8 protein-coding genes, 2 tRNA genes and 3 rRNA genes are annotated in these 16,592 nt (G+C 60.9%); 8 read left to right on the top strand and 5 right to left on the bottom strand.

Features of this window, described 5'->3' with window-relative positions:
• Positions 1-32: 32 nt before the first annotated feature.
• From paaK to paaN, 5 genes are all read right to left on the bottom strand, one after another.
• Entirely contained in the window at positions 33-1,331 is a 1,299-nt protein-coding gene (paaK, locus tag WT26_RS05915; RefSeq protein ID WP_069272364.1) for a phenylacetate--CoA ligase PaaK, read from the bottom strand.
• A 38-nt stretch (positions 1,332-1,369) separates the two neighbouring features.
• Entirely contained in the window at positions 1,370-1,822 is a 453-nt protein-coding gene (gene paaI, locus WT26_RS05920; protein ID WP_069272365.1) for a hydroxyphenylacetyl-CoA thioesterase PaaI, read from the bottom strand.
• A 1-nt stretch (position 1,823) separates the two neighbouring features.
• Positions 1,824-2,615, bottom strand: a complete 792-nt coding sequence (gene paaG, locus WT26_RS05925; RefSeq protein WP_059522362.1) for a 2-(1,2-epoxy-1,2-dihydrophenyl)acetyl-CoA isomerase PaaG — start codon at positions 2,613-2,615, stop codon at positions 1,824-1,826.
• 45 nt (positions 2,616-2,660) lie between these two features.
• Entirely contained in the window at positions 2,661-3,863 is a 1,203-nt protein-coding gene (pcaF, locus tag WT26_RS05930; RefSeq protein WP_059522375.1) for a 3-oxoadipyl-CoA thiolase, read from the bottom strand.
• Between the two features lie 87 nt (positions 3,864-3,950).
• On the bottom strand, positions 3,951-5,657 hold the full coding sequence (gene paaN, locus WT26_RS05935; protein ID WP_069272366.1) for a phenylacetic acid degradation protein PaaN: 1,707 nt from the start codon (positions 5,655-5,657) through the stop codon (positions 3,951-3,953).
• A 129-nt stretch (positions 5,658-5,786) separates the two neighbouring features.
• Between paaN and WT26_RS05940 the strand changes: the two genes are divergently transcribed.
• The 8 genes from WT26_RS05940 (at position 5,787) to WT26_RS05975 (ending at position 16,562) form a co-directional block, all read left to right on the top strand.
• The gene (locus WT26_RS05940; RefSeq protein ID WP_069272367.1) at positions 5,787-6,563 is read left to right on the top strand and encodes an enoyl-CoA hydratase; all 777 of its coding nucleotides are present in this window, start codon (positions 5,787-5,789) and stop codon (positions 6,561-6,563) included.
• 486 nt (positions 6,564-7,049) lie between these two features.
• A 16S ribosomal RNA gene (locus tag WT26_RS05945) occupies positions 7,050-8,580 on the top strand.
• A 63-nt stretch (positions 8,581-8,643) separates the two neighbouring features.
• Positions 8,644-8,720: transfer RNA gene (locus WT26_RS05950), tRNA-Ile, on the top strand.
• 37 nt (positions 8,721-8,757) lie between these two features.
• Positions 8,758-8,833 (top strand) — tRNA-Ala (locus WT26_RS05955).
• A 283-nt stretch (positions 8,834-9,116) separates the two neighbouring features.
• Positions 9,117-12,090, top strand: a 23S ribosomal RNA gene (locus WT26_RS05960).
• A 179-nt stretch (positions 12,091-12,269) separates the two neighbouring features.
• Positions 12,270-12,382 (top strand): 5S ribosomal RNA (gene rrf, locus WT26_RS05965).
• Together the 16S, 23S and 5S rRNA genes with 2 tRNA genes alongside form the textbook arrangement of a ribosomal RNA operon.
• Positions 12,383-12,675: 293 nt before the next feature.
• On the top strand, positions 12,676-14,751 hold the full coding sequence (locus tag WT26_RS05970; RefSeq protein WP_069272368.1) for a molybdopterin-containing oxidoreductase family protein: 2,076 nt from the start codon (positions 12,676-12,678) through the stop codon (positions 14,749-14,751).
• Positions 14,752-14,888: 137 nt separating this feature from the next.
• The gene (locus WT26_RS05975) at positions 14,889-16,562 is read left to right on the top strand and encodes a long-chain fatty acid--CoA ligase (protein ID WP_069272369.1); all 1,674 of its coding nucleotides are present in this window, start codon (positions 14,889-14,891) and stop codon (positions 16,560-16,562) included.
• Positions 16,563-16,592 lie beyond the last annotated feature (30 nt).

Consider the following 16,592-nt stretch of genomic DNA (forward strand, 5'->3'; position numbering starts at 1 on the left):
CGGGCTTTTTGCATTGGCGGGCGACGCCCGCGTCAACCCGTGCGTTTGTCCACGACGCGCCGCGCCTTGCCGACCGAACGCTCGATCCCGTTCACGGGCAGCACGTTGATGACGGCCGTCACGCCGATCAGCGACTTGATATCGTGTGCGAGCGCCTGCTTTGCCGCGTCGATCGTCGCCGTGTCCGGCGCAGTCTCCGGACAGGGTTCGACATTGAGCGTCAGCACGTCGAGCGGGCCTTCCTTCGTCAGTACGATCTGATAGTGCGGTGCGAGCGCGCGCTGCTTGAGCAACTGCTCCTCGATTTGCGTCGGGAACACGTTGACGCCGCGCACGATCATCATGTCGTCCGAACGCCCCGTGATCTTCTCCATCCGGCGCATCGTGCGGGCAGTGCCAGGCAGCAGCCGCGTGAGGTCGCGGGTCCGGTAGCGAACGATCGGCAGTGCTTCCTTCGTCAGCGACGTGAACACGAGCTCGCCGAGTTCGCCGTCCGGCAGCACTTCGCCGGTTTCAGGGTCGATGATTTCCGGATAGAAGTGGTCTTCCCAGATGGTCGGGCCGTCCTTCGTCTCGACACATTCGGACGCGACGCCGGGGCCCATCACTTCGGAAAGCCCGTAGATGTCGACCGCGTCGATGCCCATCCGCTGCTCGATCGCGACGCGCATGTCGTTGGTCCACGGTTCCGCGCCGAAGATGCCGATGCGCAGCGAACTCTGCACCGGATCGAGACCCTGGCGCTCGATTTCGTCGGCGATCGACAGCATGTAGCTCGGCGTGACCATGATGATGTCGGGCCGGAAATCCTGGATCAGCTGCACCTGCTTTTCGGTCTGGCCGCCGCCGAACGGGATCACGGTCAGCCCCGCGCGTTCGGCGCCGTAGTGCGCGCCGAGCCCGCCCGTGAACAAGCCGTAGCCGTAGCTCACGTGCACCTTGTCGCCGCGGCGCGCACCGGCGGCGCGGATCGAGCGCGCGACGAGATTCGCCCATATGTCGATGTCGGCGGTCGTGTAGCCGACGACCGTCGGCTTGCCGGTCGTGCCCGACGACGCATGAATGCGCGAGATCTGGTCCTGCGGCACCGCGAACATCCCGAACGGGTAACTGTCGCGCAGGTCGCTCTTCGTCGTGAACGGAAAGCGCGACAGGTCGGCGAGCGTCTTCAGGTCGTCCGGATGGACGCCCGCTTCATCGAACTTGCGACGATAGACGGGGGAGTGGTCATACGCATGCCGGAGCGACCACTTGAGGCGTTCGAGCTGCAGCGCGGTCAGCTCGTCGCGTGAGGCGGTCTCGATCGGCTCGAGCGGTAGCGGGGTAGTCATGCATGTCTCCAGTGCTTGTTATGTGCGAGCCGTCGGCGTCAGCGGTCTTCCGGGATGACCGTACCCTTGATCTGGGCGGATTTGCCGCGAAACATCGCGACGGTTTCCCCGGTCTGGTTCGTGACGCGGATGTCGTAGATGCCGAATCGGCCATTGCGGGTCTGCTCGACAGCCTCGGCCGTCAGCACGTCGTCGCCGTGCACGGGGCGCAGGAATTCGATCGAGCAGCCGGCCGCGACTGCGTTCACGTTGTACGAGTTGCATGCGAACGCGAACGTCGAATCGGCCAGCGTGAAGATGATCCCGCCATGGCAGGTCCGATGACCGTTCAGGAAGTCGGCTCGCACCGGCATGCGCATGCGCGCGTAGCCGGGACGCACTTCGGCGAGCTCCATGCCCAGTGCGCGGCTGCATGCGTCTGCGTCGTACATGGCCCGCGCGGTGGCCCGTGCCAGCGCGTCGGGGCTGCGCGTTTCGGCTGAACCGTTCATGTCAACGCCCCTCGAAGCGCGGTGCGCGCTTCTCGATGAATGCCTTCACGCCTTCCGCATAGTCGTGCGACTGACCGAGCTTGCGCTGCAGGTCGCGTTCCTGGTCGAGTTGCTGGTCGAGCGTGTTCGTGACGCTGTCGCGCATCGATTGCTTGATCGATGCGATCGCGAGCGTCGGCTGCTGCGCGAGCTGGGTGGCGAGCTGGCGGACTGACGCAACGAGCGTGTCGTCGTCGACCGCGCGCCAGATCAAGCCCCATTGCTCGGCCTGTTCGGCGCCAAGCTTGTCGCCGGTCAGCGCGAGCCCCAGCGCGCGTGCCATGCCGACGCGTTGCGGCAGGAACCATGTGCCGCCCGAATCGGGTACGAGCCCGATCTTGACGAAGGCCTGGATGAAACTGCTCGAGCGGGCGGCGAACACGAGATCGCACGCGAGCGCGAGGTTCGCGCCAGCACCGGCCGCGGTGCCGTTGACGGCGGCGATGACCGGAATCGGCAAACGCTGCAGGCGGCGGATCAGCGGATTGAAGTGCTCGTCGATCAGCGTGCCGAGGTCGGTGGACGCGCCCGGCGTGAAGTCGAGGTCGGCCAGGTCCTGGCCCGCGCAGAAGCCGCGCCCCGCGCCTGTCAGGATCAGCGCGCGCGCACCGGCCGCTTCGACGTCATCGAGTGCCGACTGCAGTTCGCGATGCATCGCCCGCGTAAAGCTGTTCAGCTTGTCGGGGCGGTTGAGGGTAATCGTGGCCACGTTCGAGGCGTGATCGATATCCAGCTGAATCGCCTGATAGGACATGCAGTGTCTCCTTCATGACTTCGTTATAGGCGCGCGGTGCGGTGGTTACACGCGTTCGATCGCGAGCGCGATACCCTGGCCGACGCCGATGCACATCGTACAGAGCGCAAAGCGGCCGCCCGTACGCTCGAGTTGGTGCAGCGCCGTGGTCACGAGCCGGGCGCCCGATGCGCCGAGCGGATGGCCGAGTGCGATGGCGCCGCCGTTCGGGTTCACGCGCGGATCGTCGTCAGCGACGCCGAGCATGCGCAGCACCGCGAGACCTTGCGATGCGAATGCCTCGTTCAGCTCGATCACGTCGAACTGGTCGAGGGTCATGCCGAGCTGGCGCAGCAGCTTCTGCGTGGCGGGCGCGGGCCCGATACCCATCACGCGCGGCGCGACGCCGGCCGTCGCCATTCCGACGACGCGTGCGCGGCGGCGCAGGCCGTACTGATCCGCTGCCTGTGCATTGGCGAGCAGCAGCGCGCACGCACCATCGTTGACGCCCGATGCGTTGCCGGCCGTCACCGAGCCGTCCGGGCGCACGACGCCTTTCAGCTTCGCGAGCGCCTCGAGCGATGTCTCGCGCGGATGCTCGTCGCGCGAGACGACTACCGGATCGCCTTTCTTCTGCGGAATCGTGACCGTGACGATTTCCTCGGCGAGCGTGCCGTCCTGCTGCGCACGCGCGGCCTTCTGCTGGCTGCGCAGCGCGAACAGGTCCTGGTCGGCACGGCTGATGTTGTAGTCGACCGCGACGTTCTCGGCCGTCTCCGGCATCGAATCGACGCCGTACAGCTGTTTCATCAGCGGATTGACGAAGCGCCAGCCGATCGTCGTATCGTGGATGTCGGCCTGGCGCGCGAACGCGCTCGCGGCCTTGCCCATCACGAACGGCGCCCGCGTCATGCTCTCGACGCCGCCCGCGATCATCAGGCGCGCCTCCCCCGCCTTGATCGCGCGCGCAGCAGTGCCGACCGCGTCCATCCCGGAGCCGCACAGGCGGTTCAGCGTCGTGCCGGGCGCGTCGGTCGGCAGCCCCGCGAGCAGCGCCGACATGCGGGCGACGTTGCGGTTGTCCTCGCCGGCCTGGTTCGCACAGCCGTAGATCACGTCGTCGATCGCGGTCCAGTCGACGTCGCGGTTGCGCTCCACGAGCGCCTTGAGCGGTACCGCACCGAGGTCGTCGGCACGGACATCTTTCAGGGCGCCGCCGTAGCGGCCGATGGGGGTGCGAATCGCGTCGCAGATATAGGCGTCTGTCATGGGCGTATCGGTGAGCAACGAACCCGCCGGGTGGCGGATTCGTTCATGGTAGAGAACGTGGCGGCGTTTGCACGTCGACCATTCGGGTTATGCGGGCTGGCCAGCTTCCGCGGGTGCCGCTTTCGGCGCAACATGGACGCGGCTTTGCACCACGCGGAACCGGTTGGCGACGAATGCCGGGTCGGCCAGCGCAGCGTTGGCCGCCGGGTTCGCGCCCGTGCCGTGGAAATCCGAGAACGCTGCCGACTGGTTCACGAACACGCCGCCGGTCAGGTTGATCGACAGCGCGACGCCGCCGCGCACCGCCGCGTCGTGTGCGGCGTCGACGATGGTTTCGTCGGTACTGTAGACGGAGAGCGTCAGCGCGCCATGCTCTGCCGCGATTTCACCGGCGAGATCGAGCGACTGCGCGGTCGAGTCGGTTGCGATCACGAACGAGATCGGGCCGAACCACTCCTGCGTGAATTTCTCGCGATCGGCCACGTCGAGTTGCAGCACGAGCGGTGTGCGCACGCGGGCATCGGGGAACGCGGGGTGCTGCAGGGCAAGGCTGTCGGCGAGCACGCGGCCGAGCTGGCGGGCGTCGTCGATGCGCGCGGTCACGCCTTCGTTCTGGATCGCGCCGATCAGTTCGACCGAGCGTGCCGGGTCGCCGGTGAGTTTTTGTACTGCGACGGCGATTGCCTGTGCGACTTCGTCGAAGCTCGCATGGCCGTCCGCCGTCCGGATGCCGTCGCGCGGCACGTAGATGTTCTGCGGTGCCGTGCACATCTGGCCGGAGTACAGCGCCAGCGAGAAAGCGATGTTCTTGGCGGTGGCCTTCAGGTCGTCGGTCGAGTCGATCACGATCTGGTTGACACCCGCCTTCTCCGTATAGACCTGTGCCTGGTGGGCATGGCGTTCGAGCCACGTGCCGTTTTGCGTGCTGCCGGTGAAGTCGATCAGCTTGATCTGGGGGCGCAGCGCGAGATCCTGAACGAGTGCGCCGTCGTTGGGTTCGGTCGCGAGGAGCGTGACGACGTTCGGATCGAATCCGGCTTCGCGCAGTACGTCGCGAGCGATCCGGACCGTGATTGCGAGAGGCAGGATCGCGCCCGGATGCGGTTTGACGATCACGGTGTTGCCGGTGGCCAGATCGGCGAACAATCCCGGGTAGCCGTTCCAGGTCGGGAACGTGCAGCAGCCGAGCACGAGGCCGGTGCCGCGCGGGACGATCGTGTAGCGCTTGTGCATCGCGAGCGGCGGGTTCTTGCCTTGCGGCTTCTCCCAGTGCGCATCGGCCGGAATGCGGCGCAGTTCGTCCCACGCATAGGCAACTGCCTCGAGCGCGCGATCCTGCGCGTGCGGGCCGCCGGCCTGGAACGCCATCATGAATGCCTGCCCCGTGGTGTGCATCACGCTGTAGGCGATCTCGAAGCTCGCACGATTCAGGCGTGCGAGGATTTCGAGGCTGACGCCGATCCAGGCGCTCGGTCCGGCCTTGCGCCACGCGGGCTGGGCTGCCGCCGCCGCGGCGATCAGCGCATCGGGCGTCGATTTCGGATACCGCACGCCCAATCCGATGCCGTACGGCGACCGTTCCGCGCCGACCGTTTCTCCGGACGCCGGCTGGTCGAGCGCGAACGTCTTGTCGAGGTGTGACTTGAACGCGGCCTCGCCATCTGCGTTCGCGCTTTCCCCGTACACTTTGGGGCTCGGCATTTCGGCGAACGGGCTCCAGTACCCGCGGCTCTCGATGGCGGCGAGTGCGTGCTTCAGCGTGTCTTCGTGCTTCGTGAACAGTGCATGGGTCATGGCGGCAGCCTGATGGACGGTGAGGGGGGGTGGATCGATTAATTAACCGACCGGTTGGTCGGAGAATGGTAGCATCAAACTATTCGCATGTGCGAGGCGTTTCTCATTTCATTGATCGAGGAGAAATAGATGGCTTACGAGAACATCCTGGTGGAGACCCGGGGGCGTGTCGGGCTGGTTACGCTGAACCGTCCGAAGGCGCTGAATGCGCTGAACGATGCACTGATGGATGAACTGGGTGATGCGCTGAAGGCGTTCGATGCGGACGATGGCATCGGCGCGATCGTCGTGACCGGGAGCGAGAAGGCGTTCGCGGCTGGCGCGGACATCGGCATGATGGCGACCTATTCCTATATGGATGTCTACCGGGGCGACTACATCACACGTAACTGGGAGACGATTCGAGAAATCCGCAAGCCGATCATTGCGGCGGTGTCGGGCTTTGCGCTGGGCGGTGGCTGCGAGCTGGCCATGATGTGCGACATCATCTTCGCGGCGGACACGGCCAAGTTCGGCCAGCCGGAAATCAAGCTGGGCGTCATGCCGGGTGCGGGCGGTACGCAGCGTCTGCCGCGCGCGGTGTCGAAGGCGAAGGCGATGGACATGTGCCTGACGGCCCGCTTCATGGATGCAGCCGAAGCGGAGCGTGCCGGGCTCGTGTCGCGTGTGCTGCCGGCCGACACGCTGCTTGACGAGGCGATTGCCGCCGCAGCGACGATCGCCGAGTTTTCGCTGCCGGCGGTCATGATGGTCAAGGAGTCGGTGAATCGTGCGTACGAGACGACGCTGGCCGAGGGTGTTCACTTCGAGCGCCGGCTGTTCCATTCGCTGTTCGCGACCGAAGACCAGAAGGAGGGGATGGCGGCCTTCGTTGAAAAGCGGAAGCCGGTGTTCAAGCACCGCTGACGGACGGTCATACTGGGCGAGCCCCGATTCATCCGCGTAAAAGCCCCGGTGCGCGGCAGCGCACCGGGGCTTTTGAATTTATTTCGCGAACCCCCTTGCGCTTGGCGCGGGAGGTGCTTAGAATCACGCCTCTTTCGCGCTAACGGAAACGCGGCGCGGAAGGGGGAGGAAGTTGAACCCCGCAGTCGCAACGATGCAGTGTAAAAAGTTGTTGACGAGCGGCGAAACACGGTTCATAATCTCGCTTCTCTGCTGCTGAAAACGCAGCGCTGCTGAGAAACGACGAAGTTCCTCGCAGATTGCTCTTTAAAAATTAACAGCCGATAAGTGTGGGCGCTTGATGGCAGCGAGCTGATCCTCGGATCAGATAGCAAAAGTATCAAGAGTCTCACACTAAAGTAAGTCAGGTTTATGAAGTAATTCATATTCCTGTCAGCTTTGAGTGAGCGACCGGTTCTTAACCGAACCGAAAACAGTAACAGGTTTAAACTGAAGAGTTTGATCCTGGCTCAGATTGAACGCTGGCGGCATGCCTTACACATGCAAGTCGAACGGCAGCGCGGGCTTCGGCCTGGTGGCGAGTGGCGAACGGGTGAGTAATACATCGGAACATGTCCTGTAGTGGGGGATAGCCCGGCGAAAGCCGGATTAATACCGCATACGATCCACGGATGAAAGCGGGGGACCTTCGGGCCTCGCGCTATAGGGTTGGCCGATGGCTGATTAGCTAGTTGGTGGGGTAAAGGCCTACCAAGGCGACGATCAGTAGCTGGTCTGAGAGGACGACCAGCCACACTGGGACTGAGACACGGCCCAGACTCCTACGGGAGGCAGCAGTGGGGAATTTTGGACAATGGGCGAAAGCCTGATCCAGCAATGCCGCGTGTGTGAAGAAGGCCTTCGGGTTGTAAAGCACTTTTGTCCGGAAAGAAATCCCTGGTCCTAATACGATCGGGGGATGACGGTACCGGAAGAATAAGCACCGGCTAACTACGTGCCAGCAGCCGCGGTAATACGTAGGGTGCGAGCGTTAATCGGAATTACTGGGCGTAAAGCGTGCGCAGGCGGTTCGCTAAGACCGATGTGAAATCCCCGGGCTCAACCTGGGAACTGCATTGGTGACTGGCGGGCTAGAGTATGGCAGAGGGGGGTAGAATTCCACGTGTAGCAGTGAAATGCGTAGAGATGTGGAGGAATACCGATGGCGAAGGCAGCCCCCTGGGCCAATACTGACGCTCATGCACGAAAGCGTGGGGAGCAAACAGGATTAGATACCCTGGTAGTCCACGCCCTAAACGATGTCAACTAGTTGTTGGGGATTCATTTCCTTAGTAACGTAGCTAACGCGTGAAGTTGACCGCCTGGGGAGTACGGTCGCAAGATTAAAACTCAAAGGAATTGACGGGGACCCGCACAAGCGGTGGATGATGTGGATTAATTCGATGCAACGCGAAAAACCTTACCTACCCTTGACATGGTCGGAATCCTGAAGAGATTCGGGAGTGCTCGAAAGAGAACCGGCGCACAGGTGCTGCATGGCTGTCGTCAGCTCGTGTCGTGAGATGTTGGGTTAAGTCCCGCAACGAGCGCAACCCTTGTCCTTAGTTGCTACGCAAGAGCACTCTAAGGAGACTGCCGGTGACAAACCGGAGGAAGGTGGGGATGACGTCAAGTCCTCATGGCCCTTATGGGTAGGGCTTCACACGTCATACAATGGTCGGAACAGAGGGTCGCCAACCCGCGAGGGGGAGCTAATCCCAGAAAACCGATCGTAGTCCGGATTGCACTCTGCAACTCGAGTGCATGAAGCTGGAATCGCTAGTAATCGCGGATCAGCATGCCGCGGTGAATACGTTCCCGGGTCTTGTACACACCGCCCGTCACACCATGGGAGTGGGTTTTACCAGAAGTGGCTAGTCTAACCGCAAGGAGGACGGTCACCACGGTAGGATTCATGACTGGGGTGAAGTCGTAACAAGGTAGCCGTATCGGAAGGTGCGGCTGGATCACCTCCTTTCCAGAGCTATCTCGCACAAGTTGAGCGCTCACGCTTATCGGCTGTAAATTAGGACAGACTCAGGGGTCTGTAGCTCAGTCGGTTAGAGCACCGTCTTGATAAGGCGGGGGTCGTTGGTTCGAATCCAACCAGACCCACCATTGTCTGACGTGGAAACCTGAGAGTCTCTGTACACATGGGGGCATAGCTCAGCTGGGAGAGCACCTGCTTTGCAAGCAGGGGGTCGTCGGTTCGATCCCGTCTGCCTCCACCACAATCTTCAATGCGAAGTGCTTGGTTCGAAAGCGAACCGAGGATTTGGCATTGGCGATTGAGCCAGTCAGAGTGATGCAGGTAACTGTATCGGCTGTCGTTCTTTAACAATCTGGAAGAAGTAAGTAATTTGGATAGCGCAAGCGTCTTTGAGATGGACGTGGAAACTATCCGGGTTGTGATTGTATCGATGTATCTCAAGATGATTCGAACTTCATGTTCGGCTCAATTGGAATACGGCACAACGCGAGAACTCAACCTGTAACGAGACAGACTCGTTATAGGGTCAAGCGAACAAGTGCATGTGGTGGATGCCTTGGCGATCACAGGCGATGAAGGACGCGGTAGCCTGCGAAAAGCTACGGGGAGCTGGCAAACAAGCTTTGATCCGTAGATGTCCGAATGGGGAAACCCACTCCGTATGGAGTATCCATGGCTGAATACATAGGCCATGCGAAGCGAACGCGGTGAACTGAAACATCTAAGTAACCGCAGGAAAAGAAATCAACCGAGATTCCCAAAGTAGTGGCGAGCGAAATGGGATGAGCCTTGTACTCTTTATTTGTATTGTTAGCCGAACGCTCTGGAAAGTGCGGCCATAGCAGGTGATAGCCCTGTAGGCGAAAACAGTATGAAAGAACTAGGTGTACGACAAGTAGGGCGGGACACGTGAAATCCTGTCTGAAGATGGGGGGACCATCCTCCAAGGCTAAATACTCGTGATCGACCGATAGTGAACCAGTACCGTGAGGGAAAGGCGAAAAGAACCCCGGGAGGGGAGTGAAATAGATCCTGAAACCGCATGCATACAAACAGTCGGAGCCTCGTAAGGGGTGACGGCGTACCTTTTGTATAATGGGTCAGCGACTTACGTTCAGTAGCAAGCTTAACCGTATAGGGCAGGCGTAGCGAAAGCGAGTCCGAATAGGGCGTTCAGTTGCTGGGCGTAGACCCGAAACCAGGTGATCTATCCATGGCCAGGATGAAGGTGCGGTAACACGTACTGGAGGTCCGAACCCACTAACGTTGAAAAGTTAGGGGATGAGCTGTGGATAGGGGTGAAAGGCTAAACAAACCTGGAAATAGCTGGTTCTCTCCGAAAACTATTTAGGTAGTGCCTCGTGTCTCACCTTCGGGGGTAGAGCACTGTCATGGTTGGGGGGTCTATTGCAGATTACCCCGCCATAGCAAACTCCGAATACCGAAGAGTGCAATCACGGGAGACAGACATCGGGTGCTAACGTCCGGTGTCAAGAGGGAAACAACCCAGACCGCCAGCTAAGGTCCCCAAATATGGCTAAGTGGGAAACGAAGTGGGAAGGCTAAAACAGTCAGGAGGTTGGCTTAGAAGCAGCCACCCTTTAAAGAAAGCGTAATAGCTCACTGATCGAGTCGTCCTGCGCGGAAGATGTAACGGGGCTAAGCCATATACCGAAGCTGCGGATGCGTGCACTCCTTCAAGTGCACCGAGCTTGTCGCCACGCAGTGGCGACAAAGCACCCAACAATGATCGTTGCGGTGTGATGAGCGGTGGATTTGAAGGAGTGTACGCATGGTAGGAGAGCGTTCCGTAAGCCTGCGAAGGTGCCTTGTAAAGGGTGCTGGAGGTATCGGAAGTGCGAATGCTGACATGAGTAGCGATAAAGGGGGTGAAAGGCCCCCTCGCCGTAAGCCCAAGGTTTCCTACGCAACGTTCATCGGCGTAGGGTGAGTCGGCCCCTAAGGCGAGGCAGAAATGCGTAGCTGATGGGAAGCAGGTCAATATTCCTGCACCGTCGTTAGATGCGATGGGGGGACGGATCGCGGAAGGTTGTCCGGGTGTTGGAAGTCCCGGTCGCTGCATTGGAGAAGGCGCTTAGGCAAATCCGGGCGCAGGATTCAAGGGTGTGGCGCGAGCGCTCTAGGGCGCGAAGCAATTGGAAGTGGTTCCAAGAAAAGCCTCTAAGCTTCAGTCTAACGATGACCGTACCGCAAACCGACACAGGTGGGCGAGATGAGTATTCTAAGGCGCTTGAGAGAACTCGGGAGAAGGAACTCGGCAAATTGGTACCGTAACTTCGGGATAAGGTACGCCCTTGTAGCTTGACTGGCCTGCGCCAGGAGGGTGAAGGGGTTGCAATAAACTGGTGGCTGCGACTGTTTAATAAAAACACAGCACTCTGCAAACACGAAAGTGGACGTATAGGGTGTGACGCCTGCCCGGTGCCGGAAGATTAAATGATGGGGTGCAAGCTCTTGATTGAAGTCCCGGTAAACGGCGGCCGTAACTATAACGGTCCTAAGGTAGCGAAATTCCTTGTCGGGTAAGTTCCGACCTGCACGAATGGCGTAACGATGGCCACACTGTCTCCTCCCGAGACTCAGCGAAGTTGAAGTGTTTGTGATGATGCAATCTACCCGCGGCTAGACGGAAAGACCCCATGAACCTTTACTGTAGCTTTGCATTGGACTTTGAACCGATCTGTGTAGGATAGGTGGGAGGCTATGAAACCGGAACGCCAGTTTCGGTGGAGCCGTCCTTGAAATACCACCCTGGTTTGTTTGAGGTTCTAACCTTGGCCCGTGATCCGGGTCGGGGACAGTGCATGGTAGGCAGTTTGACTGGGGCGGTCTCCTCCCAAAGCGTAACGGAGGAGTACGAAGGTACGCTAGGTACGGTCGGAAATCGTGCTGATAGTGCAATGGCATAAGCGTGCTTAACTGCGAGACCGACAAGTCGAGCAGGTGCGAAAGCAGGTCATAGTGATCCGGTGGTTCTGTATGGAAGGGCCATCGCTCAACGGATAAAAGGTACTCTGGGGATAACAGGCTGATACCGCCCAAGAGTTCATATCGACGGCGGTGTTTGGCACCTCGATGTCGGCTCATCTCATCCTGGGGCTGTAGCCGGTCCCAAGGGTATGGCTGTTCGCCATTTAAAGAGGTACGTGAGCTGGGTTTAAAACGTCGTGAGACAGTTTGGTCCCTATCTGCCGTGGGCGTTGGATATTTGAAGGGGGCTGCTCCTAGTACGAGAGGACCGGAGTGGACGAACCTCTGGTGTACCGGTTGTCACGCCAGTGGCATCGCCGGGTAGCTATGTTCGGAAGAGATAACCGCTGAAAGCATCTAAGCGGGAAACTCGCCTTAAGATGAGATATCCCTGGGGACTAGATCCCCTTGAAGGGTCGTTCGAGACCAGGACGTTGATAGGTCAGGTGTGTAAGCGCAGTAATGCGTTCAGCTAACTGATACTAATTGCCCGTAAGGCTTGATCCTATAACAAGGCTGTCTCGATAGCCGTTAGCGCTTCAGCGCTTACGGATATCGAGCGTCGAGTGCAAGGCACTCGACGTACTGCGGTTGAAGTGCCGCGTATGTGTGAGATACACACAACCTAAATTACTGCTTCTTCCCAGATTGGTTCTGTTGCCAAGCCAGCAGAACAACCCTCTTTGCCTGATGACCATAGCGAGTCGGTCCCACCCCTTCCCATCCCGAACAGGACCGTGAAACGACTCTACGCCGATGATAGTGCGGATTCCCGTGTGAAAGTAGGTAATCGTCAGGCTCCCTAAGCCAGAAACCCCCGCCCGATCAGGCGGGGGTTTTTGCGTTTCCGGCGACGGAAATGGCACCGGGCCCGCCGGCGCACGGAAATGTTACCCATCACCTCGCCCGAGACTGGTGGCCAGAAGGCTAGTAGAGATCCCAGCCTTCTCGCGAACGCTCCGTTCGCCCCCCGATTCTCGCAATCTCCCTCCGTCCTCATCGAAGCACGAGGCGATTTCTCGTCACGAAATCGACACTTTGCCGCTCGCCTCCGCCGTAAAATCCTCTAATCCCCAATCCTCGAACAAAACGATGAACGCCCCTACACAGATGGCCAGGGCCGTCTGCCCGCATGATTGTCCGGACACGTGCGCAATGCGCGTGACCGTCGAAAACGGCAAGGCGATAAAGGTCACGGGCGATCCTGACCATCCGCCGACACAAGGCGTGTTGTGCACGAAAGTCAGCCGATATGCCGATCGCGTTCATCATCCCGATCGCCTCACCGTTCCGCTCAAGCGTGTCGGTGCCAAAGGGGAAGGGCATTTCGTACCGATCAGCTGGGGCGAGGCGTTCGACGAGATCGGCCGTCGTCTCTGTGAAATCGCGGCGCGCGCACCGGAGGCGATCCTGCCGTACAGCTATGCGGGGACGATGGGGCTCGTGCAAGGGGAGGGCATCGCCCAGCGGTTCTTCCACAAGCTTGGCGCTTCGCGGCTCGAGCGCGCGATCTGTGCCGCCGCGGGTGCGGCAGGGCTGCGCTACACCTATGGTGGCAGTCTCGGCATGCATCTCGAGCATTTCGAGGAAAGCGAACTGATTCTGATATGGGGGGCGAACCCGATCGCGTCGAGCCTGCATTTCTGGACGCGCGCGCAGGAAGCGAAGCGTCGAGGCGCCCGTCTTGTCGCCATCGATCCGTACCGCTCGCTGACAGCGGAAAAGTGCCACCAGCACATTGCATTGCGGCCCGGCACCGATGGCGCATTCGCACTTGGCATGATGCACGTGCTGATTACCGAAGACCTGCTCGATCATGACTACATCGCCAGCCATACGCTCGGTTTCGACGCACTCAAGGAACGGGCGATGTCCTATCCGCCGGATCGTGTCGCGCAGATCTGCGGCATCGATGCGTCGGAGTTGATCGACCTTGCGCGTCGTTACGGCGCTACCCGGAAGGCATCGATCCGCCTGAACTACGGCATGCAGCGCGTCCGCGGCGGCGGCAACGCGGTACGCGCGATCGCAAGCCTGCCGGCGCTGACGGGGGCATGGCGCGATCGGGCAGGCGGATTGCTGCTGTCTTCTTCGGAGTGGGCGCCGGTCAATCAGCCCGCACTGTTGCGCCCGGACTTGATGCCGGGCTGGCCGCACAAGCTGCCGCGCATCATCAACATGAACGCGATCGGCGACGCGCTGTTGCACCCGGGCGATGCCACCTTCGGGCCGAAGGTTGAAGCGGTGATCGTGTACAACTCGAATCCGGTGGCGGTCGCGCCGGACTCTTCGAAAGTCGCGGCGGGGTTCGCACGTGACGACCTGTTCACGGTCGTTCTCGAGCATTTCAAGACAGATACCGTCGATTTCGCCGACATTGTGTTGCCGGCAACCACGCAACTCGAGCATCTGGACATCCATAAATCGTACGGCCACACCTACGTGATGGCGAACCTGCCGTCGATTCCTCCGGTGGGAGACGCGCGGCCGAATACGGAGATCTTCCGCGGGATCGCGCGCAGCATGGGGCTGGCCGAGCCCGCGCTCTATCACAGCGACGAAGAGGTCGCGCGTGCGGCGCTCCGCTGGGACGATCCGGCACTCGACAGCAATTGGGATGCGCTGAAGCAGGCGGGATGGATCAAGCTCAAGCTGCCTGACGCGCCGTTTGCGAACGGCGGCTTCAGGACCCCATCGGGCAAATGCGAGTTCTATAGCGCGCAGCTGGCGGAGATGGGGATGGATCCGGTGCCCGACTACCTGCCGCCATTCGAATCGGCCGAGGCGGCACCCGAGCTCGCCGCGCGCTATCCGCTCGCGATGATTTCGCCGCCGGCCCGTCACTTCCTGAACAGCACGTTCGTGAACGTCGACAGCCTGCGCCATACCGAAGGTGAGCCGCATCTCGACATTCACCCGGCGGATGCCGATGCGCGGGGCATCGCGGAAGGCGATCTCGTTCGCATCTTCAACGACCGCGGATCGATGCAAGCGCGTGCACGGATCACCGACCGCGCCCGGGCCGGACTCGTGGTCGGCTTGTCGATCTGGTGGAAGAAGCTGTCGCCGGACGGCAGGAACGCGAACGAGGTGACGAGCCAGGCACTCACCGATCTCGGCAATTCGGCGACGTTCTATGACTGCCTGGTCGAAGTAGCGAGAATTTGACGGAAGATCGGTGCGAGCACGCGCACGTGGCCGCCGGAAGTTCGAAGGGGGTGTCTAACCCTGTTGTGCCAAGTCGAGCGAGCCGTTACGATGCGTTTTAGCACGATCATTCGAAAATCCGTGAGGAGACGCGCAGTATGGACAAAATTTGGCTGAAATCGTACCCACCCGGCGTTCCAGCCGAAATTGACGCGTCTCCTTATCCATCCGTTCCAGACCTGCTCGACGAAAGCTTCCGGCAGTACCGCGACCGCACGGCGTTCGTCTGCATGGGCAAGGGCATCACGTACGGCGAACTCGACAAGTTGTCGCGCCAGTTCGGCGCCTGGCTGCAATCGCGCGGGCTTGCGCGCGGGGCGCGCGTCGCGATCATGATGCCGAACGTGCTGCAGTACCCGGTGGCGATCGCCGCGGTACTGCGCGCGGGCTACGCCGTCGTCAACGTCAATCCGCTCTACACACCGCGCGAGCTCGAACATCAGCTGAAGGACAGCGGTGCCGAGGCGATCGTCATCCTCGAGAATTTCGCGTCGACGCTGCAGGCTGTCATCGCGAATACGAGCGTCAAGCACGTCGTCGTCGCGTCGATGGGCGATCTGCTGGGCATCAAGGGATGGCTCGTCAACTACGTCGTGCGCAACGTGAAGAAGATGGTGCCGGTGTGGCAGCTTCCGGCCTACACCCGATTCAAGGCCGCGCTGTCGGAAGGCGCGCGGCAGACATTCAAGGCGCAGAAGATCGGCCCCGACGACGTCGCGTTCCTGCAATACACGGGCGGGACGACAGGCGTGGCGAAGGGGGCGACGCTGCTGCACCGGAACATCGTGTCGAACGTGCTGCAGGCAGGCGCCTGGCACCATCCGGCTCATGAGAAGTTCCCGGAGGTGAAACAGTTCGTGACCGTTGTCGCGCTGCCGCTGTATCACGTGTTCGCGCTGACCGTCTGCGGTTTCCTGACGATGCGTACCGGGGGCATGGGCATCCTGATTCCGAACCCGCGCGACATCGCCGGCATGATCAAGGAGCTGAAGGGCTACCAGATCTCGACGATCCCGGCGGTCAACACGCTGTATAACGCGCTGCTGAACCACCCCGAATTCAATCAGCTCGACCTGTCGAAGCTCGTGATCGCCAACGGCGGTGGCATGGCGATCCAGGAAGGCGTTGCGAAACGCTGGTATGAAAAGACCCATACGGCGATCATCGAAGGATACGGGCTGTCCGAAACGTCGCCGGTCGCGACCTGCAACCCGGTGACGGCGACCGAATACAGCGGGACGATCGGCTTGCCGCTGCCGTCGACCGAAGTGGCGATTCGCGACGATGCAGGCAACGACGTCGCGCTCGGCGAACCCGGCGAGATTTGCATCCGCGGGCCGCAGGTGATGGCCGGCTACTGGAATCGGCCGGACGAGACCGCGAAGGTCATGTTCGCGGACGGCTTCTTCAAGACGGGCGACGTCGGCGTGATGGATGCGCGGGGTTACGTGAAGATCGTCGACCGGAAGAAGGACATGATTCTCGTATCGGGCTTCAACGTGTACCCGAACGAAGTCGAGGACGTGGTGGCGTCGCATCCGGGCGTGTTCGAGGTGGCGGCTGTCGGCGTGCCCGACGAGCATTCCGGCGAAGCCGTGAAGCTGTTCATCGTGAAGAAGGACCCTGCGCTCACCGACAAGGACATCCTCGCCTACTGCAAGGAGCGCCTCACGGGCTACAAGCGGCCGAAGCTGGTCGAGTTCCGTACGGAGCTGCCGAAAACGAACGTCGGCAAGATCCTGCGGCGCGAATTGCGCGACGGACGCGCCTGACGGGGCGAACGAACCACAGAACCCGGCTTC

This window comes from Burkholderia cepacia (assembly GCF_001718835.1).
Lineage (GTDB): Bacteria > Pseudomonadota > Gammaproteobacteria > Burkholderiales > Burkholderiaceae > Burkholderia > Burkholderia cepacia_F.

Excerpts from the sequence above, each read along its gene's own strand:
- paaK (WP_069272364.1), bottom strand. The coding sequence starts at position 1,331 with ATGACTACCCCGCTACCGCTCGAGCCGATCGAGACCGCCTCACGCGAC.
- paaI (WP_069272365.1), bottom strand. The coding sequence starts at position 1,822 with ATGAACGGTTCAGCCGAAACGCGCAGCCCCGACGCGCTGGCACGGGCC.
- paaG (WP_059522362.1), bottom strand. The coding sequence starts at position 2,615 with ATGTCCTATCAGGCGATTCAGCTGGATATCGATCACGCCTCGAACGTG.
- pcaF (WP_059522375.1), bottom strand. The coding sequence starts at position 3,863 with ATGACAGACGCCTATATCTGCGACGCGATTCGCACCCCCATCGGCCGC.
- paaN (WP_069272366.1), bottom strand. The coding sequence starts at position 5,657 with ATGACCCATGCACTGTTCACGAAGCACGAAGACACGCTGAAGCACGCA.
- WT26_RS05940 (WP_069272367.1), top strand. The coding sequence starts at position 5,787 with ATGGCTTACGAGAACATCCTGGTGGAGACCCGGGGGCGTGTCGGGCTG.
- WT26_RS05970 (WP_069272368.1), top strand. The coding sequence starts at position 12,676 with ATGAACGCCCCTACACAGATGGCCAGGGCCGTCTGCCCGCATGATTGT.
- WT26_RS05975 (WP_069272369.1), top strand. The coding sequence starts at position 14,889 with ATGGACAAAATTTGGCTGAAATCGTACCCACCCGGCGTTCCAGCCGAA.